Annotated in this window: 20 protein-coding genes; 15 read left to right on the top strand and 5 right to left on the bottom strand. The window is 57.5% G+C overall.

The window, feature by feature from the left end:
- Positions 1-45: 45 nt before the first annotated feature.
- Positions 46-813 carry a GntR family transcriptional regulator gene (locus ABH912_RS16380; protein WP_008149047.1) on the top strand — a complete coding sequence of 256 codons (768 nt, stop codon included), beginning with the start codon at positions 46-48 and terminating at the stop codon, positions 811-813.
- A gap of 116 nt (positions 814-929) precedes the next feature.
- Here ABH912_RS16380 and smpB read toward each other — a convergent pair whose 3' ends face one another.
- Complete coding sequence (gene smpB, locus ABH912_RS16375) at positions 930-1,412, bottom strand: SsrA-binding protein SmpB (RefSeq protein WP_008149046.1); 483 nt, start codon at positions 1,410-1,412, stop codon at positions 930-932.
- Between the two features lie 118 nt (positions 1,413-1,530).
- On the opposite strand from smpB, the gene ABH912_RS16370 reads away from it, so the two are divergent.
- From ABH912_RS16370 to ABH912_RS16360, 3 genes are read left to right on the top strand one after another with little or no spacing between them, the layout of a single operon-like run.
- Positions 1,531-2,934 carry a sodium-dependent transporter gene (locus tag ABH912_RS16370; RefSeq protein WP_033058143.1) on the top strand — a complete coding sequence of 468 codons (1,404 nt, stop codon included), beginning with the start codon at positions 1,531-1,533 and terminating at the stop codon, positions 2,932-2,934.
- A gap of 7 nt (positions 2,935-2,941) precedes the next feature.
- The gene (locus ABH912_RS16365; RefSeq protein ID WP_033058141.1) at positions 2,942-3,376 is read left to right on the top strand and encodes a type II toxin-antitoxin system RatA family toxin; all 435 of its coding nucleotides are present in this window, start codon (positions 2,942-2,944) and stop codon (positions 3,374-3,376) included.
- Positions 3,369-3,683 carry an RnfH family protein gene (locus tag ABH912_RS16360; RefSeq protein WP_429511121.1) on the top strand — a complete coding sequence of 105 codons (315 nt, stop codon included), beginning with the start codon at positions 3,369-3,371 and terminating at the stop codon, positions 3,681-3,683. Before ABH912_RS16365 ends, ABH912_RS16360 begins: the two co-directional genes overlap by 8 nt.
- Positions 3,684-3,957: 274 nt before the next feature.
- Here the strand turns inward: ABH912_RS16360 and ABH912_RS16355 are convergent, their stop codons facing one another.
- Both ABH912_RS16355 and ABH912_RS16350 read right to left on the bottom strand, forming a co-directional pair.
- On the bottom strand, positions 3,958-4,980 hold the full coding sequence (locus ABH912_RS16355; protein ID WP_429511120.1) for an IS110 family transposase: 1,023 nt from the start codon (positions 4,978-4,980) through the stop codon (positions 3,958-3,960).
- A gap of 117 nt (positions 4,981-5,097) precedes the next feature.
- A complete protein-coding gene (locus tag ABH912_RS16350) occupies positions 5,098-5,625 on the bottom strand; it encodes an outer membrane protein assembly factor BamE (protein WP_008149042.1) in 528 nt (175 codons plus the stop codon).
- Positions 5,626-5,722: 97 nt separating this feature from the next.
- Between ABH912_RS16350 and fur the strand changes: the two genes are divergently transcribed.
- Positions 5,723-6,127 carry a ferric iron uptake transcriptional regulator gene (gene fur, locus ABH912_RS16345; RefSeq protein WP_003197684.1) on the top strand — a complete coding sequence of 135 codons (405 nt, stop codon included), beginning with the start codon at positions 5,723-5,725 and terminating at the stop codon, positions 6,125-6,127.
- A gap of 75 nt (positions 6,128-6,202) precedes the next feature.
- Here the strand turns inward: fur and recN are convergent, their stop codons facing one another.
- Positions 6,203-7,876 (bottom strand): DNA repair protein RecN, encoded by a 1,674-nt coding sequence (recN, locus tag ABH912_RS16340; protein WP_429511119.1) that lies wholly within the window; start codon positions 7,874-7,876, stop codon positions 6,203-6,205.
- A 241-nt stretch (positions 7,877-8,117) separates the two neighbouring features.
- Between recN and grpE the strand changes: the two genes are divergently transcribed.
- The 8 genes from grpE to ABH912_RS16300 all read left to right on the top strand — a co-directional run bounded on the left by grpE (position 8,118) and on the right by ABH912_RS16300 (position 18,589).
- Positions 8,118-8,684, top strand: a complete 567-nt coding sequence (gene grpE / locus ABH912_RS16335; RefSeq protein WP_033058135.1) for a nucleotide exchange factor GrpE — start codon at positions 8,118-8,120, stop codon at positions 8,682-8,684.
- Positions 8,685-8,786: 102 nt separating this feature from the next.
- A complete protein-coding gene (dnaK, locus tag ABH912_RS16330; protein ID WP_033058133.1) occupies positions 8,787-10,703 on the top strand; it encodes a molecular chaperone DnaK in 1,917 nt (638 codons plus the stop codon).
- Positions 10,704-10,999: 296 nt separating this feature from the next.
- Positions 11,000-12,124, top strand: a complete 1,125-nt coding sequence (gene dnaJ, locus ABH912_RS16325; protein ID WP_033058131.1) for a molecular chaperone DnaJ — start codon at positions 11,000-11,002, stop codon at positions 12,122-12,124.
- A gap of 9 nt (positions 12,125-12,133) precedes the next feature.
- The gene (gene dapB, locus ABH912_RS16320) at positions 12,134-12,940 is read left to right on the top strand and encodes a 4-hydroxy-tetrahydrodipicolinate reductase (RefSeq protein WP_429511118.1); all 807 of its coding nucleotides are present in this window, start codon (positions 12,134-12,136) and stop codon (positions 12,938-12,940) included.
- Between the two features lie 260 nt (positions 12,941-13,200).
- Positions 13,201-14,337 (top strand): glutamine-hydrolyzing carbamoyl-phosphate synthase small subunit, encoded by a 1,137-nt coding sequence (carA, locus tag ABH912_RS16315; protein ID WP_033058128.1) that lies wholly within the window; start codon positions 13,201-13,203, stop codon positions 14,335-14,337.
- 118 nt (positions 14,338-14,455) lie between these two features.
- Complete coding sequence (gene carB / locus ABH912_RS16310) at positions 14,456-17,677, top strand: carbamoyl-phosphate synthase large subunit (protein WP_429511117.1); 3,222 nt, start codon at positions 14,456-14,458, stop codon at positions 17,675-17,677.
- 2 nt (positions 17,678-17,679) lie between these two features.
- A complete protein-coding gene (gene greA, locus ABH912_RS16305) occupies positions 17,680-18,156 on the top strand; it encodes a transcription elongation factor GreA (protein ID WP_033058235.1) in 477 nt (158 codons plus the stop codon).
- Positions 18,157-18,184: 28 nt separating this feature from the next.
- The gene (locus tag ABH912_RS16300) at positions 18,185-18,589 is read left to right on the top strand and encodes an MFS transporter (protein WP_429511116.1); all 405 of its coding nucleotides are present in this window, start codon (positions 18,185-18,187) and stop codon (positions 18,587-18,589) included.
- A gap of 9 nt (positions 18,590-18,598) precedes the next feature.
- On the opposite strand, the gene ABH912_RS16295 is transcribed toward ABH912_RS16300, so the two are convergent.
- On the bottom strand, positions 18,599-18,907 hold the full coding sequence (locus ABH912_RS16295; protein ID WP_008057408.1) for a YhbY family RNA-binding protein: 309 nt from the start codon (positions 18,905-18,907) through the stop codon (positions 18,599-18,601).
- A gap of 101 nt (positions 18,908-19,008) precedes the next feature.
- Here ABH912_RS16295 and rlmE point away from each other — a divergent pair, with 101 nt between their 5' ends.
- Positions 19,009-19,638, top strand: coding sequence for a 23S rRNA (uridine(2552)-2'-O)-methyltransferase RlmE (rlmE, locus tag ABH912_RS16290; protein WP_046054045.1), 630 nt, complete (start codon positions 19,009-19,011; stop codon positions 19,636-19,638).
- Between the two features lie 202 nt (positions 19,639-19,840).
- On the top strand, positions 19,841-21,754 hold the full coding sequence (gene ftsH, locus ABH912_RS16285; protein ID WP_033058123.1) for an ATP-dependent zinc metalloprotease FtsH: 1,914 nt from the start codon (positions 19,841-19,843) through the stop codon (positions 21,752-21,754).
- The last annotated feature ends 6 nt before the right edge of the window (positions 21,755-21,760 follow it).

Below are 21,760 nucleotides of genomic sequence, written 5' to 3'. Positions count from 1 at the left end.
GAATAGAGACCCCGGCGAGCCGTCGGGATCGTGGAGAAATGAGTTATGGGGTTTGATCAAATTCGTCAGCGCCGTTTGTCTGACGATATTGTCGAGCAGCTCGAGGGGATGATTCTCGAGGGCACGCTGAAGGCGGGTGAGCGCTTGCCGGCCGAACGTGCGTTGGCCGAGCAGTTCGGCGTGTCACGCCCTTCGTTGCGCGAAGCGATTCAGAAGCTGGCGGCCAAGGGCTTGCTGGTCAGTCGCCAGGGTGGCGGCAATTATGTGGTGGAGTCGCTGGGGTCAACCTTCAGTGATCCGTTGCTGCATCTGCTGGAAAGCAACCCTGAAGCGCAGCGCGATCTGCTGGAATTTCGTCACACCCTGGAAGCCTCCTGCGCCTATTACGCGGCCATGCGTGCGACGGACGTTGATCGCGAGCGATTGACCGCGGCCTTCAACGAATTGCAGGACTGCTATACGCGTCACGACGAGGTCAGTCGGGCGGAAGAGGGGGCGGCGGATGCGAAATTCCACCTGGCAATTGCTGAAGCCAGTCACAACGCGGTGTTGCTGCACACCATTCGTGGGTTGTTCGATCTGCTCAAGCGTAACGTGGTGACCAACATCGGCGGGATGTACAAGCAGCGTACGGAAACCCGCGACATGCTGATTACCCAGCATCGTGAGTTGTACCTGGCGATTATCGAAGGAAGGGCCGAGCAGGCGCGGGAAGTCTCCAGCCGACATATCTTGTATGTGCAGGAAGTGCTGGAAGAAGTGCGTCAGGAAGTACAGCGCATGGCTCGGGCGGAGCGGCGCAAAGGGATGTGATTATTTAAAGCAAAAGATCGCAGCCTGCGGCAGCTCCTACATGGATACGCGATCTATGTAGGAGCTGCCGCAGGCTGCGATCTTTTCGCTAGCGCCACAACACTCAGGCCGAAAGATTAATCTTCCTTGCCCTTGTTGCGCACCGCACGCTGCAACTCGCGGCCGGCGTCGCGTTCGCGTTCGGTATCACGCTTGTCGTATTCCTTCTTGCCCTTGCCCAGAGCGATCTCGCACTTGACCATGTGCTTGCTCCAGTACCAGGACAGGCACACGCAGGCGTAACCTTTTTGCTGCACGGCCGTGGCCAGCTTTTCCAGCTCGCGCCGGTTGAGCAGCAATTTTCGGGTGCGGGTCGGATCAGCGATGACGTGGGTGCTGGCGGTCATCAGCGGCGTAATGTGGCTGCCGAGCAGCCAGGCTTCGCCATCCTTGAGCAGCACGTAACTGTCAACCAGTTGCAGCTTGCTTGCCCGCAGACTTTTTACTTCCCAGCCGGCCAGGACCAGACCAGCCTCGAACTTATGCTCGATGAAGTAATCGTGTCGCGCCTTTTTGTTTTGCGCGATGGTCCCTGTTGGGTGTTTCTTCTGTTTAGCCATAGGGGCGGCATTATAGGGAGTTGCACGCGAGTCGGCTACGGTATCGCTACGTGCTTGAGCAGGTTGATTGAATCCCGGACAATGCGGCCTCTTTTTTGAACGCTTGGACGTGATAACGATGTCGACAGACAAGGTTTCTGTCCACGGCAGTTGGGCTAGCCGCTGGGTCTTCATACTCGCCGCGACCGGTTCGGCCGTGGGCCTGGGTAGTATCTGGAAATTCCCGTACATGGTCGGCGTCTATGGCGGCGGCGCCTTCGTGCTGATGTTCCTGGCCTGTATCGCGCTGATCGGTGTGCCGGTCATGCTGGCCGAAACCCTGATCGGTCGCCGTGCACGGCAGAGCCCGGCCAACGCCTTGAAGGTATTGGCACTGGAAGCCGGGCATTCGACGAAGTGGTCCTGGGGCGCATTTGCCGGGATGATCACGGCGTTGTTGATCCTGTCTTTCTATAGTGTGGTCGGCGGCTGGTCGCTGGATTACATCATCGACATGGGCCGTGGCGACTTCCAGGGAGTAACGCCGGATCAGGTCGGCACGTACTTTGGCAATGTGATCGCCGATCCATGGCGCCTGACACTTTGGCACACAATATTTATGCTGCTGTCGGCGGTGGTGATTGCCAAAGGGGTGGTCGCCGGCCTGGAACGCAGTCTGCGCATCATGATGCCGCTACTTTTTGTGATGATTCTGGTGCTGCTGGGTTACAGCATGACGACCGGCCACTTCATGGAGGGCGTGCACTTCATGTTCGACTTCCACCCGGAAAAAGTCCTCGACGGTTTACTGCCCGCTATGGGGCATGCGTTCTTCTCCCTGAGCGTGGGCGTCGGTTCGATCATGATCTACGGCGCCTATATGCCGAAGAACTCATCGATTTCCGGCACCATCGTCGGTGTGGCACTGCTCGATACCTTCGTTTCCCTGGTCGCTGGTCTGGCATTGTTTCCGATCGTGTTTGCCGCAGGCCTGAATCCGAGCGAGGGCCCTGGCCTGATGTTCGTCAGCCTGCCATTTGCCTTTGGTAACGTAGCGTTCGGCCAGTTGATGGGCGTAGTGTTCTTCGTGTTGGTAGCGATTGCAGCCTGGAGCTCGGCGATCTCCTTGCTTGAGCCGATGGTGGCTTACCTGGTTGAACGCACGAAAGTCAGCCGCGCCTGGGTGACATTCTGGCTTGCATTTATCTGCTGGTTTGTCGGTCTGGGCACGGTGTTTTCCTTCAATATCTGGAAGGAAGCCAAGTTTTTCGTGAACGAAGGCGGGATGTTCCACCTCTATCAATGGGGTGCGGCCGGTGGCCTGGACTTCTTTGGTGTGATCGATTTCTTCACCTCGCGGATCATGTTGCCACTCGGTGGTTTGTGTTTCGTGGTGTTTGCAGGCTGGGTGATGGGGCGTGAAGCGGTACGCGACGAGTTGTCGATCCGCAGCCCCGTATTGTTCGCCCTGTCCTTGTTCTTGATGCGCTATGTGGCGCCCATCGGCATTCTCGTAGTGTTTGCCGCCCAGCTGTGGAAGTGACGCTGACATGACGACACACATTCAACGTTCGGCCCTGCTGCCGTATCCGGCACAAGCGCTGTATGACCTGGTCAACGACGTGGCGCGTTACCCGGAATTTCTGCCGTGGTGCTCATCGGCCGAAGTTCTGGAGAGTTCTCCTGAACATATGCGCGCAAGCGTCGGGGTGGCCAAGGGCGGTCTCAGCCAGCATTTCGTAACGCGCAACACGCTGGTGCCTGGGCATTCGATCGAGATGAACCTCGAGGAAGGCCCGTTCAATCAATTGCATGGCGTCTGGGTGTTCAAGCCGTTGGGCGAGAAAGCCTGCAAGATCAGCCTGGACCTGTCGTTCGATTACGCCGGGCCGATTGTCCGCGCAACCTTGGGGCCGTTGTTCAATCAGGCGGCCAATACGCTGGTGGATGCCTTCTGCCAGCGCGCCAAGCAGATGCATGGTTGAGGCCGTGATCGACGTTGAGGTGGTGTATGCCGCCATTGATCGTCAGGTGCTCCTGTCGGTGTCGGTACCGGCAGGAACAACCGTGCGGGCGGCTTTGCTGAAGTCAGGCATCGGCGAGGCGTTTTCCGAGCTGGATCTGGCCAGTTGCCCGGTGGGGATTTTCGGTAAAGTGATCGCTGATCCGGACAAGCATCCTGTCCAGGCTGGAGATCGGATCGAGATATACCGACCATTGCTGGCTGATCCGAAAGAAGTTCGTCGGTTGCGCGCAGCCAAGGCTGCCGAGGCCAAAAACCGGAATCAGTAATTCGCTCAAACGCTGGACAATAAAATGTATGGTCAGCCCATCTCCTGCAACCTCATGGGCTGTTTTCGGTAAAGCTGGCTTGCGCTAATGTATCCGGGCTCATTGTGAGCGTTGCGCCACAACGCTCGGCCCTCGATGAGTAGCCGCTCCCGACTGTCCTGAAAAAACCCTCAGCTTCTGAAGCTGATTTTATTGCCAGGTTCGCAGTCGGGCCGTTTGCCGTTTACTGTCATCAGTCAGTGACGTCGCAAAAGCCGGTGCTAAAGCTGTACGTTCAAGCGTTCGGATGTGGGTCGTACTGGCCGCCTTTGGCCAGTACCGCCCACACGATTCGCGCCAGTTTGTTCGCCAGCGCGCAGGCGACGATATTGGAGTGCCGACGCGTCAGCAGCTCTCGAACCCAAGGCCCCAACGCATCATCCCTACCGTCGATATGCTGCATGATGGCTCGTGCGCCCTGCACCAGCAGCCGGCGTATGTGTTTGTCGCCGCGTTTTGTGATCCCCAGCAGCACTGTCTTTCCGCCGGTTGAATGCTGTTTCGGTACCAACCCCAACGAAGCCGAGAAATCACGTCCGCTGCGATAGTTCGAGACATCCCCTATATCTGCCAGCAAGGCGCTGGCAGTGATCGGTCTGATGCCAGGGATGCTCTGCAAACGGTTTCCGGCGTCGTCCTCTTTCAACTGTTGCTTGAGGTCGGACTCGATATCCTTGATCTCTTGGTCCAGTTGTTGAATTTGTCGGTAGAGACGCATCACCAAACCCTTGAGGCGCAACGGCACCGAGTGTTGCGGGTTGTCGAGCAACGTCGGCACACGGTGCAGCGCAGCGGTTCCAATAGGCAGGCTGATCCCGAACTCCAGCAGAAACCCATGAATCTGGTTGGTCGCGACGGTGCGATGGCTAATCAGGGAATCTCGGACACGATGCAGCGCTGAAAGCGTTTGTTGCTCTGCGGTTTTGATCGAGCAGAAGCGCATCGCGGGGCGGCTCGCCGCCTCGCAAATCGCTTCGGCATCAATGAAGTCGTTTTTGTTGCCTTTGACGAACGGTTTGACGTACTGCGGGGCGATCAGCTTCACCTCGTGGCCCAAAGTACCGATCTGTCGAGCCAGCCAGTGAGCGCCGCCGCATGACTCCATCACCACCGTGCAGGCCGGTAGCTGGGCCAAGGTGCTGAGCAATTGGCCGCGATTGGTTTTCTTGCGCAGTACCTGATGACCTTTGGCATCCTGGCCATGCAGGTGGAAACTGTGTTTGCCAATGTCGATACCGAGAAGCGTCATCGTGTTCATGAGAGATCCTCCGCCGAAAACGAGAAAAGCCCTGCAAGCGTAAACCTGCAGGGCTTCTCGGTCAGGCTGACCATCTCATTAAACCCGGACATGCCGGGTTTTTTATTGCGTCGCAAATTATTGCGGCGAGGTTTCCAGCGGTTCTGGAGTCGGGACTGGAACGGTTTCTACACCGTCGACATCCTTCTGGATCTGGTCCAGCAAAGAACCTGGCTTGACCGGTTTTTCTGGTTTCGGCTTCTCGGCGTTTTCTGCTGGTGCAGCAACTGTAGTGCCGCTGTCCTTGCCGAGAATGGCTTCGTCGCGGCTCACGCCTGGCATGAAATCACCAGAGAGGCTGACAAGCTGGTCATTTGGGTTGAAGATAACGCTAATGCGTTCCTGTTGGCGTTCGCCGCCACCCGGTTGCAGGCTGTACAGATAATCCCAGCGATCGGCATGGAACGTGTCGGTCAACAGAGGGTTGCCCATGATAAACCGTACTTGCTTGCGGGTCATTCCCGGGCGTAACTGGTCTATCATGTCCTGCGTGACGACATTGCCCTGCTGGATGTCGATTTTGTAAACCCCGGGGAATGAACAACCGGCGAGTGCGAGCAGTCCCACAAAGGTGAAACTGGTTAGCAAGAGCTTGGTGTTTTGCATCGGTGGGCGACTTCCACTATCTTGGCTGGGACAACGTAAACGCCGATCATACCCGCATTAAGAGAAGCTGCGAAGCAGCATCGCGAGAAAGCTGACCATGGTTGAAAATAGCGAACTACGCAAAGCCGGCCTCAAAGTGACCCTTCCACGGGTCAAGATTCTGCAAATGCTCGATTCCGCCGAGCAACGCCACATGAGTGCCGAGGATGTCTACAAGGCGCTGATGGAGGCTGGTGAGGACGTCGGTCTGGCCACGGTTTACCGTGTCCTGACCCAGTTCGAGGCAGCTGGCCTTGTGGTGCGGCACAACTTCGACGGGGGCCATGCGGTCTTCGAGCTGGACGACGGCAAGCATCACGACCATATGGTCAACGTTGAGACCAGTGAAGTGATCGAATTCTTCGACGAAGAAATCGAGCGACTGCAGAAGGCAATCGTCGACAAGTATGGCTTCGAGATGGTTGATCACAATCTTGTGCTGTACGTACGCAAGAAAAAGTAAGCATGTCGCGCGAACTTAAGGTTCGCGAAACGAGCGAAGGCGACCCCAGGGTCGCCTTCGTGCTTTCTGTCAGTCTTAAATTTTCGCGGTGACGACCATTTTCCTGGCGTGAGCCAGGGATTCCTTTGTAAGGTCGATGCCGCCCAGCATCCGCGCCACTTCTTCGACACGATCGTTCTTGCTCAGCTTGGAGACGGCTGTGTGAGTGGCCTCTTCGCCGCGCACTTTGTGTACGAATAAATGTTGATGGCCCTGCGCTGCAACCTGCGGCAAGTGAGTTACCGTCAATACCTGCCCGCGCTCCCCAAGTCGGCGCAGCAATTGGCCCACGATTTCGGCGGTCGGGCCGCCGATGCCTACGTCCACTTCGTCGAACACCAGTGTCGGTACGCGGGAGGTTTGTGCGGTGATCACTTGTATCGCCAGGCTGATCCGTGACAATTCGCCGCCAGACGCGACTTTTGCCAGCGCTTTCAAAGGTTGGCCCGGGTTAGCACTCACCAGCAGCTCTACCTGCTCGAGGCCATTGGGTAGCAGTTCATCGCTACTGTTGGGTCGCAGCTCGATAGTGAAGCGCCCACCGGGCATGCCCAATCGCTGGATTTCATGCTCCACGGCGCTGGCCAGGCTGTTCGAGGCTTGATGGCGCAAATCGCTGAGCTCGCGAGCCTTTTCCTGATAATGACGGGCATAGGAAGCCAGTTCATCGCTCAGTCGCTCGATGGATTCGTCGTTGGCATTCAGGGTTTCGATTTCATCCAGCAGGCGCTGCTGCATCTCGGCCACTTCGGTCGGCTGGATGCGGTGTTTGCGCGCCATGGTATAGATCGCATCAAGGCGTTCTTCCAGGTACTGAAGACGCGCTGGATCGGCATCGAAGTTATCAAGGAAGCGGTTCAGTTCTCCCACGGCTTCTTCAACCTGAATCTGTGCGCTGGTCAGCAGGCTGCTGGCTTCACCCAGGGCCCCAATCGAATTGTTGACGCTCGAAAGGCGATTGAGACTGGCGGTGAGGGCGTTCAGCACATTTCCGGAATCACTTTCACTGCATTGTTCGACCACTTGCCGGCAAATGCCCAGCAGGGTTTCGGCGTTGGTCAGGTTCTTGTGTTCCTGCTCCAGCTGCTCCAGCTCGTTTTCGCCGAGGCCGAGGTTTTCCAGCTCTTCGAGTTGATAACTGAGCAATTGATGGCGAGCGCGCTGTTCATCGCCGGAATTGGAAAGGCGTTCCAGCTCCTGGCGGGTCTGGCGCCAGCGTTGGGCGGCCAGGTGTACCTGGCGGGCAAGGTCCGTTGCACCGGCGTATTCGTCGAGCAGACGGCGGTGCGTGTCGGTCTTGAGCAGGGATTGATGTTCATGCTGGCTGTGGATATCGATCAGCAGTTCACCCAGGGCTTTGAGGTCGCCGAGGGGGCAGGGCGTGCCGTTGATGTAGCCACGCGAGCGCCCTTCGGCGGTGATCACCCGGCGCAGGATGCACGGGCCATCGCTCTCCAGGTCACGTTCGGCCAGCCAGACACTGGCTTCTGGAATATCGACCAGGTCGAAGGTTGCCAGGATATCGGCCTTGTCGGCGCCGGGACGGACCACGCCGCTGTCGGCGCGATCGCCCAGGGTCAGGCCGAGGGCGTCGAGCATGATCGACTTGCCGGCGCCGGTTTCCCCAGTGATCACGCTCATCCCGCGATCGAGTTCGAGATCGAGATGTTCAACAATGGCGTAGTTATGTACGGACAGGTGCACCAGCATAAAGGCCGCTCCCAGGCTTTAGGTCTGGTTATTTATACAGTGTTTTGTTTCTGGCTGACAATGCCCTCACTTAGCTCGATTTGCTTGATCCGACGAAATCCTTAGTGCGCCCGGGAATGACAATGCAGCTGTTTTTTGTAGGGTTAATAAATAAGCGCCCCTTGAAGCTGAATTTTGCGGCCCCATATAGCTGGGCAGAAGCGCGAGTTGAGCTCGCGGACGATATTGAAAGGAGAAATCTATGGCTGACGAACAGACAGTGGATACGCAAAACCTAGACGCCGATCAGGCTGCCCAGGATTCGGGTGATGAACTGGCGGCTCGTGTTCAAGTGCTCGAAGAGCAATTGGCTGGCGCTCATGATCAGGCTTTGCGTGTAGCGGCTGATCTGCAGAACGTCCGCCGTCGCGCCGAGCAGGATGTCGAAAAGGCTCACAAATTCGCACTGGAGAAATTCGCCGGTGACTTGTTGCCGATCATCGACAGCCTCGAGCGTGGTCTGGAGTTGTCCAGCCCGGACGACGAAAGCATTCGTCCAATGCGCGAAGGCATCGAGCTGACCCTGAAAATGTTCCAGGACACCCTGAAACGTTATCAGCTGGAAGCGATCGATCCGCATGGCGAACCGTTCAACGCCGTTCAGCATCAGGCAATGGCCATGCAGGAAAGCGCCGACGTCGAGCCGAACAGCGTGCTCAAGGTGTTCCAGAAGGGCTATCAGCTCAACGGTCGCCTGCTGCGCCCGGCCATGGTCGTGGTCAGCAAGGCACCTGCACCGGTTTCGCCTTCGATTGACGAGCAGGCTTGAAATTAGCCGCAAGGCCCCCATTTAGAAGTCAAGCGTTTAAGTGCTACCGCAGTTAGCCACCACTGCTGCGGCAACCAAATCCAAAGTTTCGGGAGAGTGAACATGGGCAAAATTATCGGTATCGACCTGGGGACTACCAACTCCTGCGTCTCCGTGCTTGAAAACGGCGTAGCCAAAGTTATTGAAAACGCTGAAGGCACGCGTACCACGCCGTCGATCATCGCTTACGCCAACGATGGTGAAATCCTCGTTGGCCAATCGGCCAAGCGTCAGGCTGTGACCAATCCGCACAACACCCTGTATGCGGTGAAGCGTCTGATCGGTCGTAAGTTCGACGAAGAAGTCGTACAGAAAGACATCAAGATGGTCCCTTACAAAATCGCCAAGGCTGATAACGGCGATGCGTGGGTTGAAGTGAACGGCCAGAAAATGTCGCCGCCACAAATCTCGGCTGAAATTCTGAAGAAAATGAAGAAGACCGCCGAAGACTACCTCGGCGAGCCAGTGACCGAAGCGGTAATCACCGTTCCGGCCTACTTCAACGACAGCCAGCGTCAAGCCACCAAAGACGCCGGCCGCATCGCGGGCCTGGACGTAAAACGTATCATCAACGAACCAACCGCAGCCGCTCTGGCTTACGGTATGGACAAGGCGAAGGGCGATCACACCGTGATCGTTTACGACTTGGGCGGCGGTACTTTCGACGTTTCCGTGATCGAAATCGCTGAAGTCGATGGCGAGCACCAGTTCGAAGTATTGGCCACCAACGGTGATACGTTCCTGGGTGGTGAAGACTTTGACATTCGTCTGATCGACTACCTCGTTGACGAATTCAAGAAAGAAAGCGGCATGAACCTTAAAGGTGACCCGCTGGCCATGCAGCGCCTGAAAGAAGCCGCTGAAAAAGCCAAGATCGAACTGTCTTCGAGCAATTCGACCGACGTGAACCTGCCGTACATCACCGCAGACGCTACCGGTCCTAAGCACTTGAACGTGAAAATCTCCCGCGCCAAGCTCGAAGCGCTGGTAGAAGACCTGGTTCAACGCACCATCGAACCTTGCCGCATCGCTCTGAAAGACTCCGGTATCGACATTGGCGCTATCAATGACGTGATCCTGGTCGGCGGTCAGACCCGTATGCCACTGGTTCAGAAGTTGGTGACCGAGTTCTTCGGTAAAGAAGCACGTAAAGACGTAAACCCGGACGAAGCTGTTGCCATGGGTGCTGCTATCCAGGGCGCAGTATTGGCTGGTGACGTGAAAGACGTTCTGCTGCTGGACGTTAGCCCGCTGACCCTGGGTATCGAAACCATGGGTGGCGTGATGACCGCGCTGATCGAGAAAAACACCACGATTCCTACCAAGAAATCGCAAGTGTTCTCGACTGCCGACGACAACCAGGGCGCTGTGACCATTCACGTGCTGCAAGGTGAGCGTAAGCAAGCCGCTCAAAACAAGTCTTTGGGCAAGTTCGACCTGGCCGAGATTCCACCAGCACCACGTGGCGTGCCACAAATTGAAGTGACCTTCGACATCGACGCCAACGGCATTCTGCACGTAGGCGCCAAAGACAAGGCTACCGGCAAGACTCAGTCGATCGTGATCAAGGCCAACTCCGGTCTGTCCGAGGAAGAAATTCAGCAGATGATTCGCGATGCTGAAGCCAACGTCGACGCAGATCGCCAGTTCGAAGAGCTGGCAACTGCTCGCAACCAGGGCGATGCGCTGGTTCACTCGACTCGCAAAATGGTCGCAGACGCTGGCGATAAAGTGACTGCTGAAGAGAAGGCTGCAATCGAAGCTGCTGTTGTTGCCCTGGAAGCCGCTGTCAAAGGCGACGACAAGGCCGCGATCGAAGCCAAGGTTGAAGAGCTGTCGAAAGTCTCCGCTCCAGTAGCGCAGAAGATGTACGCCGAGCAGGCTCAACCTGCTGAAGGTGCTGCACCGCAAGGCGAATCGGCTGAGAAGGCTGACGACGTCGTCGACGCTGAGTTCGAAGAAGTCAAAGACCACAAGTAAGTTGTTGGTCGGCCGGTTGACTGCCTTTAGGCAGTGACTGGTAGGATGTCGCCGCGCGGGGGCTTGCTCCCGCGTTGGCGTGTCTGGAGTTAACGAATTTTTACAGCATGCGACAAGGCTCGTGTGTTGGCGGTATGGCCGGGAATGCTCCTGCTTTTCGAGCCGAAAGTACCGCGTGAATCAAAGACCAGGATCGTTGAATTGACGTGAGTTGGGTCCGGGCCTGTATTGGGGCTCAACGAGTTTGGCAAGGCTCAGGAGAGGTTTGCCGAACGTCCTTAAGAGTGCAAAGACTTATGGCAAAGCGTGACTATTACGAAGTATTGGGTGTTGAGCGTGGCTCAAGCGAAGCAGACCTGAAAAAGGCCTACCGTCGCCTGGCGATGAAGCACCACCCGGACCGTAATCCCGATGACAAAGCGTCGGAAGATATGTTCAAGGAGGCCAACGAGGCCTACGAGGTGCTGTCCGATTCCAGCAAGCGCGCGGCCTACGACCAGTACGGTCATGCCGGTGTTGACCCGAGCATGGGCGGCGGCGGTGCCGGGTTTGGCGGTCAGAACTTCTCCGACATCTTTGGTGATGTCTTCAGTGACTTCTTCGGCGGTGGTCGCGGCGGTTCTCGTGGCGGCGCTCAGCGCGGCAGCGACCTGCGCTACACCCTGGAACTGAACCTGGAAGAAGCGGTGCGCGGTACGACCGTGAATATCCGTGTTCCGACATTGGTCAACTGCAAGCCGTGCGACGGTTCGGGCGCCAAGAAAGGCTCCGCGCCGATCACTTGCCCGACTTGCGGCGGTATCGGTCAAGTCCGTATGCAGCAGGGCTTTTTCTCGGTGCAGCAGACGTGCCCGCGCTGCCATGGCCAAGGCAAGATCATTTCCGATCCGTGCAGCTCGTGCGACGGTCAAGGTCGTGTCGAAGAGTACAAAACCCTCTCGGTGAAAGTGCCGGCCGGTGTTGATACCGGTGACCGCATTCGTCTGTCCGGCGAAGGCGAGGCGGGTGCTCAGGGTGGTCCGACTGGCGACCTGTACGTGGTGATCAACGTGCGTGAGCACGCGATCTTCCAGCGCGACGGCAAGCACCTGTTCTGCGAAGTGCCAATCAGCTTTGTCGATGCTGCGCTGGGTGGCGAGCTGGAGATTCCGACCCTTGATGGTCGCGTCAAACTGAAAATCCCTGAAGGGACTCAGACTGGCAAGCAGTTCCGTGTTCGCGGCAAGGGTGTGGCGCCAGTGCGCGGCGGCGGTGCTGGTGACTTGATGTGCCGAGTGGCGGTCGAAACCCCGGTCAATCTGGGGCGTCGTCAGCGCGAACTGCTGGAAGAGTTCCGTAGCTCGCTGGCGGATGACAACAGCCATTCGCCTAAAACCACTGGTTGGTTCGAAGGCGTGAAGCGCTTCTTCGGCGATTTGTAAGGAGTCGGCATGCGACGTATAGCTGTGATGGGCGCTGCCGGGCGCATGGGCAAGATTCTGGTCGAGGCGGTGCAGCAGCGCGCGCCGCTGACCGGGCTGACGGCAGCCATCGTACGCCCTGGCAGCACGCTGATTGGCGTAGATGCTGGTGAGCTGGCCTCGCTGGGGCGTATCGGCGTTCCACTGTCTGGCAATCTGGACGCGGTGGTTGATGAATTCGACGTGCTGATCGACTTCACGCTCCCGGAAGTCATGCTGAAAAACCTGGCGTTCTGCCGTAAGGCGGGCAAGGCCATGGTGATCGGCACGACAGGGCTGGACGCCGCGCAGAAGCAGCTGCTGGCCGAGGCCGGCAAGGATATTCCGATCGTGTTCGCCGCCAATTTCAGTGTCGGTGTAAACCTGTCGCTGAAGCTGCTCGACATGGCTGCTCGTGTGCTGGGTGATGACGCGGATATCGAGATCATCGAGGCTCATCATCGGCACAAGATCGATGCGCCTTCAGGTACGGCTCTGCGCATGGGCGAAGTCATCGCCAGCGCCCTGGATCGTGATCTGCAGAAGGTTGCGGTTTATGGTCGCGAAGGTCATACCGGTGCTCGCGAGCGTGAAACGATCGGCTTTGCCACTGTTCGCGGTGGTGATGTAGTTGGCGATCATACGGTGCTGTTCGCCTGTGAGGGCGAGCGACTGGAGATCACGCATAAAGCTTCCAGTCGCATGACCTTCGCCAAGGGCGCGGTACGTGCTGCGTTGTGGCTGGACGGTTGTGAGCCGGGTCTTTACGACATGCAAGATGTACTCGATCTGCGTTAAGATGCGCCCCGAAATCGGGTTCAAAGAGTGTGTTTGAACCCGGTTTTATTCCGCCAAGCGACGTCCTGTCGCATTCTCCGGCCTTTTAGGCTCATTGGCGGTAGACCAAAAATGCCTTTTTCTGTAAGCTACAGCTTTAGTGTGTCCACTAAAAGCGCGCAGAATTATTCGGTGAAGAAGCGGGGTGACGTGTCCATACGTCACTCCGCTTTTTTACAACCTGCGATCGCCCTTTCAGGCTTTATTTACGGGAGGTCTTCTTGACTAAGCCAGCCATACTCGCCCTTGCTGATGGCAGCATTTTTCGCGGCGAAGCCATTGGAGCCGACGGTCAAACCGTTGGTGAGGTGGTGTTCAACACCGCAATGACCGGCTATCAGGAAATCCTTACCGATCCTTCCTACGCCCAACAGATTGTTACCCTGACTTACCCGCACATCGGCAATACCGGCACCACGCCGGAAGACGCCGAGTCCAACCGCGTCTGGTCCGCGGGCCTGGTTATCCGTGACCTGCCACTGGTTGCGAGCAACTGGCGTAACACGATGTCTCTGTCCGACTACCTGAAAGCCAACAACGTTGTGGCAATCGCCGGTATCGACACTCGCCGCCTGACGCGCATCCTGCGTGAAAAAGGCGCGCAGAACGGCTGCATCATGGCCGGTGACAACATTTCCGAAGAAGCCGCCATCGCCGCCGCCCAGGGTTTCCCTGGCCTCAAAGGCATGGACCTGGCGAAAGTCGTCAGCACCAAAGAGAAATACGAGTGGCGCTCAACTGTCTGGGATTTGAAAACCGACAGCCACGCGACCATCGAGGCCTCTGAGCTGCCGTACCACGTGGTTGCCTACGACTACGGCGTCAAGCTGAACATCCTGCGCATGCTCGTCGAGCGCGGTTGCCGCGTGACCGTGGTGCCGGCACAGACGCCAGCTGCTGAAGCGCTGGCATTGAAGCCGGACGGCGTGTTCCTGTCCAACGGCCCTGGTGACCCGGAGCCTTGCGACTACGCGATCCAGGCGATCAAGGATGTGCTGGAAACCGACATTCCGGTCTTCGGTATCTGCCTTGGTCACCAACTGCTGGCCCTGGCCTCCGGTGCCAAGACCCTGAAAATGGGTCACGGCCACCACGGTGCCAACCACCCGGTCCAGGATCTGGACACCGGTGTGGTGATGATCACCAGCCAGAACCACGGTTTTGCGGTAGACGACGCGACCCTGCCAGCCAACGTCCGGGCGATCCACAAATCGCTGTTCGACGGCACCCTGCAAGGTATCGAACGTACCGACAAGAGCGCCTTCAGCTTCCAGGGTCACCCTGAAGCCAGCCCTGGCCCGAACGACGTAGCACCACTGTTTGATCGCTTCATCAACGAAATGGCCAAGCGACGCTAATCGCTCGCCTTGATGTAGCAAAGCTTGAGGGCGGTCCCGACACACGGTGGCCCCTCAGGTCTTCAAAGATTGAACAAGACGGCTTGCCGACTGACCTGCGGATTTGAGTGACAAACCCATGCCAAAACGTACAGACATTAAAAGCATCCTGATTCTCGGCGCTGGCCCGATCGTGATCGGCCAGGCCTGCGAATTCGACTACTCCGGCGCCCAGGCCTGTAAAGCCCTGCGCGAGGAGGGTTACCGCGTCATCCTGGTGAACTCCAACCCAGCGACCATCATGACCGACCCGGCCATGGCCGACGCCACCTACATCGAGCCGATCAAGTGGCAGACCGTTGCCAAGATCATCGAGAAAGAGCGTCCGGACGCACTGCTGCCGACCATGGGTGGCCAGACCGCTCTGAACTGCGCACTGGATCTGGAGCGCGAAGGCGTTTTGGAGAAGTTCGGCGTAGAGATGATCGGCGCCAACGCTGACACCATCGACAAGGCTGAAGACCGTTCGCGCTTCGACAAGGCGATGAAATCCATCGGCCTGGACTGCCCGCGTTCGGGTATCGCCCACAGCATGGAAGAGGCCAACGTGGTCCTCGAGAAGCTTGGCTTCCCGTGCATCATCCGTCCGTCCTTCACTATGGGCGGCACCGGTGGCGGTATCGCTTACAACCGTGAAGAGTTCGAAGAAATCTGCGCCCGCGGCCTCGACCTGTCGCCGACCAAAGAGCTGCTGATCGACGAATCCCTGATCGGCTGGAAAGAATATGAGATGGAGGTTGTCCGCGATAAGAAGGACAACTGCATCATCGTCTGCTCCATCGAAAACTTTGACCCGATGGGCGTGCACACCGGTGACTCGATCACCGTTGCTCCTGCACAAACCCTGACGGACAAGGAATACCAGATCATGCGTAACGCCTCGTTGGCGGTACTGCGTGAGATCGGCGTGGAAACCGGCGGCTCCAACGTTCAGTTTGGCATCTGCCCGGACACTGGCCGTATGGTCGTGATCGAGATGAACCCGCGTGTATCCCGCTCTTCGGCGCTGGCCTCGAAAGCCACTGGTTTCCCGATTGCGCGTATCGCTGCCAAGCTGGCGATCGGCTACACCCTGGACGAGTTGCAGAACGAAATCACCGGCGGCGCTACTCCCGCTTCCTTCGAGCCGTCCATCGACTACGTCGTGACCAAGCTGCCACGCTTCGCCTTCGAGAAATTCCCGAAAGCCGACGCGCGCCTGACCACTCAAATGAAGTCGGTGGGTGAAGTCATGGCCATCGGCCGGACTTTCCAGGAATCCCTGCAGAAAGCCCTGCGAGGTCTGGAAGTGGGCGTTTGCGGCCTGGACGAGAAGCTCGACCTGAGCAATCCGGAAAGCATGAGCATCCTCAAGCGCGAACTGACCGTGCCGGGTGCCGAGCGTATCTGGTACGTGGCTGACGCCTTCCGCGCCGGCCTGTCGGTCGAAGACATCTTCGGCATGAACATGATCGACCCGTGGTTCCTGGTACAGATCGAAGATCTGATCAAGGAAGAAGAGAAGATCAAGACCCTGGGTCTGGCCAGCATCGACCGCGACTTGATGTTCCGCCTCAAGCGCAAAGGCTTCTCCGACATGCGTCTGGCCAAGCTGCTGGGCGTGACCGAGAAGGCTCTGCGTCGCCACCGTCACAAGTTGGAAATCTTCCCGGTCTACAAGCGCGTTGACACCTGCGCGGCCGAGTTCGCCACCGACACCGCCTACATGTACTCAACTTACGAGGAAGAGTGCGAAGCTGCGCCGTCGGGCCGCGACAAGATCATGATCCTCGGCGGCGGTCCTAACCGTATCGGCCAGGGTATCGAGTTCGACTACTGCTGCGTACACGCGGCACTGGCGCTGCGCGAAGACGGTTACGAGACCATTATGGTCAACTGCAACCCGGAAACCGTTTCCACCGATTACGACACTTCCGATCGCCTGTACTTCGAACCAGTGACCCTGGAAGACGTACTGGAAATCGTCCGCGTCGAGAAGCCGAAAGGCGTGATCGTCCAGTACGGCGGCCAAACCCCGTTGAAACTGGCTCGTGCCCTGGAAGAAGCCGGTGTGCCGATCATCGGCACCAGCCCTGACGCCATCGACCGTGCAGAAGACCGTGAGCGTTTCCAGCAAATGGTTGAGCGCCTGAACCTGCGTCAGCCGCCAAACGCCACCGTGCGCAGCGAAGACGAAGCGATCCGCGCAGCCAGCAAGATCGGTTACCCGCTGGTCGTTCGTCCGTCCTACGTACTGGGCGGCCGCGCGATGGAAATCGTTTACGAAGAAGAAGAGCTCAAGCGCTACCTGCGTGATGCGGTGAAAGTGTCCAACGACAGCCCGGTGCTGCTCGACCACTTCCTCAACTGCGCGATCGAAATGGACGTGGATGCGGTCTGCGACGGCACCGACGTGGTGATCGGCGCAATCATGCAGCACATCGAGCAGGCCGGCGTTCACTCCGGTGACTCCGCGTGCTCCCTGCCGCCGTACTCGCTGCCTGCTCACATCCAGGACGAAATGCGCGAACAGGTCAAGAAAATGGCCCTGGAGCTGGGCGTTGTCGGCCTGATGAACGTTCAGTTGGCGCTGCAAGGCGAAGACATCTACGTCATCGAAGTCAACCCGCGCGCTTCCCGTACCGTGCCGTTCGTGTCCAAGTGCATCGGTGTTTCCCTGGCAATGATCGCGGCTCGCGTGATGGCCGGTAAAACCCTGAAGGAAATTGGTTTCACCAAAGAAATCATTCCGAACTTCTACAGTGTGAAAGAGGCGGTGTTCCCATTCGCCAAATTCCCTGGCGTGGACCCGATTCTGGGCCCAGAGATGAAGTCCACTGGTGAAGTGATGGGCGTGGGCGACACCTTCGGTGAAGCGTTTGCCAAAGCCCAAATGGGCGCCAGCGAAGTGCTGCCGACCGGCGGTACCGCATTCATCAGCGTGCGTGATGACGACAAGCCACTGGTTGCAGGCGTGGCCCGTGATCTGATCAACTTGGGCTTCGAAGTGGTCGCCACTGCCGGTACTGCCAAGCTGATCGAAGCCGCAGGCCTGAAAGTGCGTCGTGTGAACAAGGTGACCGAGGGTCGTCCGCACGTGGTCGACATGATCAAGAATGACGAAGTCACCCTGATCATCAACACCACCGAAGGTCGTCAATCGATCGCTGATTCGTACTCCATTCGTCGTAATGCCTTGCAGCACAAGATTTACTGCACCACTACCATTGCTGCTGGCGAAGCTATCTGCGAAGCGCTGAAGTTCGGTCCCGAGAAGACCGTGCGCCGCTTGCAGGATCTACACGCAGGATTGAAGGCATGAGCATAACCAAGTACCCAATGACCGTTCAGGGCGCGAAAGCCCTGGAAGAAGAACACGCTCACCTGACCAAGGTCGTCCGTCCGAAGCTCAGCCAGGACATCGGTACGGCCCGCGAGCTGGGTGACTTGAAAGAAAACGCCGAATACCACGCTGCTCGCGAGCAGCAAGGTATGGTCGAGGCACGGATCCGCGACATCGAAGGCCGCATGCAGAACGCGGTGATCATTGATGTCACGACCATTCCTCATACCGGCAAAGTGATCTTCGGCACCACCGTTGAAATCGCCAACGTCGAGACAGATGAAAGCGTCACTTACCACATCGTTGGTGAGGATGAGGCTGACTTCAAGCTCGGCAAGATTTCGGTCGGCTCGCCATTGGCCCGCGCCTTGATTGCCAAGGAAGAGGGTGATGTGGTTGCCGTGAAAACGCCTGGCGGCGTTATCGAGTACGAGATTGTCGAAGTTCGCCACATCTGAGCGCAGGCGCCCGCTACATGCGGGCGCCATGCTTTGGCAACTGACTCAGATGTTGTGGGTGGGTGGCCTGTGGCTGTTGCACATCGGTCTGCTGCCGGTGCTGGCCAAGATTGGCCTGGCGCCGCTGCTGATCGACGAAATTGCAGGCATGCTTGATGCGCTGATGGTGGGTTTCGCCACAGCGTGCGTGATTTTTCAGGCTTTGGTGCTGGTTCAGGCCGAGGGCCTCGTCAGTCTATGGCGCGATATTCGTGGGCAACTGCTAATGATGGCGCTGTATGCGTGTGCGATGTTTTTCGCGGTGCGCTTCGGTTGGCCGGATGCAGTGCGTTGGCAGGTGTTCAGCTATCTTGTTCTGGGCTTTTCCGGGCTGGTGCTGGTGTTGCAGCCGGTGCCTGGATGGAGTGGCAGGGTGCGCGAAGCACACCCTTGACCCTTGCCATCACTTGAAGCGATGAACGTTCGACAGCTGCTTGTTGACGCTGAAGTTCTTGCGGTAAATCAGTGCCATCTTGCCGATGACCTGAACCAGGTCCGCTTTGCCGACCTTGCACAGTTCTGCAATGTTCGCCAGACGCGACTCGCGATCGAGGATGTTGAGCTTGATTTTGATCAGCTCGTGATCCGCCAAAGCGCGTTCAAGTTCGGCTAATACACCTTCAGTCAAACCGTTGTCAGCCACAATCAAAACTGGTTTCAAATGGTGGCCAATGGATTTGTACTGTTTCTTCTGCTCTTGAGTGAGCGGCATAATCTGACCCTTTAGTCTGGATTCTGTAAAATGGCGGCCATTTTACCCGAGGGTTCGTGGATCCGCCCAATTAATCACGACCCTTATCATCGAGGTGCCCAATGGCGCGTTCCAAGACAAGCCTTGGTTGGCTGAAAAGACATGTCAATGATCCGTATGTGAAGCAGGCGCAGAAGGATGGCTACCGCTCGCGTGCGAGTTACAAGCTTCTGGAGGTCCAAGAGAAATACAAGCTGATCCGTCCGGGTATGAGCGTTGTCGACCTGGGTGCGGCGCCCGGTGGCTGGTCGCAGGTCACTAGCAGGCTGATCGGTGGGCAGGGGCGCCTGATCGCGTCGGACATCCTCGAAATGGACAGCATTCCGGACGTGACTTTCATCCAGGGTGACTTCACCCAGGACGAAGTGCTCGCTCAGATCCTTGAAGCCGTGGGTAATTCGCAGGTGGACCTTGTGATTTCCGATATGGCCCCCAATATGAGTGGTACGCCTGCCGTAGACATGCCAAAAGCCATGTTTCTTTGCGAGCTGGCTCTTGATCTGGCGGCTCGGATACTCAAGCCGGGTGGTAATTTCGTGATCAAGGTGTTTCAGGGTGAGGGGTTTGATGCTTACGTGAAGGACGCTCGTCAGAAGTTCGACAAGGTCCAGATGATCAAGCCGGACTCTTCCCGTGGCAGTTCCCGCGAGCAATACATGCTGGCTTGGGGCTATCGCGGCCGTAGTGAGTAAAACGAGGTTTTTTTGCGGGGTGATAGGTTTTTCGTATTTCGCCCCGCGTGCATAAACGAATATTGTGTAGAAAGTGTTTCACAAAGGGTTACAGACGGCGCCTGCCAGAGCCGTAGGTAATGTAGTAAGTTAGGCCGGTGAATATCATGCGAAGCGCGCGCCATTAGCGGAGCTTGCTTCAGAGGGTAGTTAATTGAACGATATGGCAAAGAATCTGATCCTGTGGTTGATCATCGCGGCTGTCCTGGTGACAGTGATGAACAACTTCTCCAGCCCTAACGAGCCGCAGACCCTCAACTATTCCGACTTCATCCAGCAGGTCAAGGATGGAAAGGTCGAGCGCGTAGCGGTTGACGGCTACGTGATTACCGGCAAACGCAACGATGGCGACAGCTTCAAGACCATTCGTCCGGCAATCCAGGACAACGGTCTGATCGGCGACCTCGTGGACAACCATGTCGTAGTTGAAGGCAAGCAGCCTGAACAGCAAAGCATCTGGACTCAGCTCCTGGTCGCAAGCTTCCCGATCCTGGTGATCATCGCCGTGTTCATGTTCTTCATGCGGCAGATGCAGGGTGGCGCCGGTGGAAAGGGCGGGCCAATGAGCTTCGGCAAGAGTAAGGCGCGCCTGCTCTCCGAGGATCAGGTGAAAACCACCTTGGGTGACGTTGCCGGTTGTGACGAAGCCAAGGAAGAAGTTGGTGAGCTGGTCGAGTTCTTGCGTGATCCGGGCAAGTTCCAGCGTCTGGGTGGTCGCATTCCTCGCGGCGTGCTGATGGTGGGTCCTCCAGGTACCGGTAAAACGTTGCTCGCCAAAGCGATTGCAGGCGAAGCAAAAGTACCGTTCTTCACTATTTCCGGTTCCGATTTTGTCGAAATGTTTGTCGGTGTCGGTGCCAGCCGTGTTCGTGACATGTTCGAGCAGGCCAAGAAGCACGCGCCTTGCATCATCTTCATCGATGAAATCGACGCCGTCGGTCGCCATCGTGGCGCCGGGATGGGTGGTGGTCACGATGAGCGCGAGCAGACTCTCAACCAGTTGCTGGTAGAGATGGACGGCTTCGAAATGAACGACGGCATTATCGTCATCGCTGCAACCAACCGTCCGGATGTGCTGGACCCTGCGTTGCTGCGTCCGGGCCGTTTCGACCGTCAGGTTGTCGTCGGTCTGCCGGATATCCGTGGTCGCGAGCAGATTCTCAAGGTTCACATGCGAAAAGTGCCAATGGGTGACGATGTCGCTCCGGCCGTGATCGCTCGTGGTACCCCTGGTTTCTCTGGTGCTGACCTGGCTAACCTGGTGAACGAGGCGTCGTTGTTCGCGGCCCGTGCCGGCAAGCGCATCGTCGAAATGAAAGAATTTGAGTTGGCCAAAGACAAGATCATGATGGGCGCCGAGCGCAAATCCATGGTCATGTCCGAGAAAGAGAAGCAGAACACCGCTTACCATGAGGCAGGTCACGCTATTGTTGGGCGCGTAGTGCCTGAGCATGACCCGGTCTACAAGGTGTCGATCATCCCGCGCGGTCGTGCGCTGGGTGTGACCATGTTTCTGCCGGAAGAAGATCGCTACAGCCTGTCCAAGCGTGCGTTGATCAGTCAGATCTGCTCGTTGTATGGCGGTCGTATTGCTGAAGAAATGACCTTGGGCTTCGACGGCGTCACCACCGGTGCGTCAAACGACATCATGCGTGCCAGCCAGATTGCACGGAACATGGTGACCAAGTGGGGCTTGTCGGAAAAACTCGGTCCGTTGATGTACGCAGAAGAAGAGGGCGAAGTGTTCCTCGGTCGCGGCGGTGGCGGTCAGGGTGCAAGCTTCTCCGGTGAGACAGCCAAGTTGATTGACTCCGAAGTGCGCAGCATCATCGATCAGTGCTACGGCACGGCGAAGCAGATCCTCACTGATAACCGTGACAAGCTCGACGCCATGGCTGATGCCTTGATGAAGTACGAAACGATCGACGCTGATCAGATCGACGACATCATGGCGGGTCGTACGCCTCGTGAGCCTCGCGACTGGTCAGGCGGCGGCACCGGTACCTCCGGAACTCCTCCGGTGGCACAGGATCCGCGTCCGGAAACACCGATCGGCGGTCCGGCTGCTGACGTTTAAGGTTTG

Origin of the sequence: Pseudomonas sp. BT76 TE3572 (genome assembly GCF_050435365.1) — a bacterium.
Taxonomy (GTDB): Bacteria; Pseudomonadota; Gammaproteobacteria; order Pseudomonadales; family Pseudomonadaceae; genus Aquipseudomonas; species Aquipseudomonas fluorescens_W.
The sequence above is the reverse complement of the archived record's forward strand: the minus strand, read 5'-3'. Positions and strand labels throughout refer to the sequence as shown.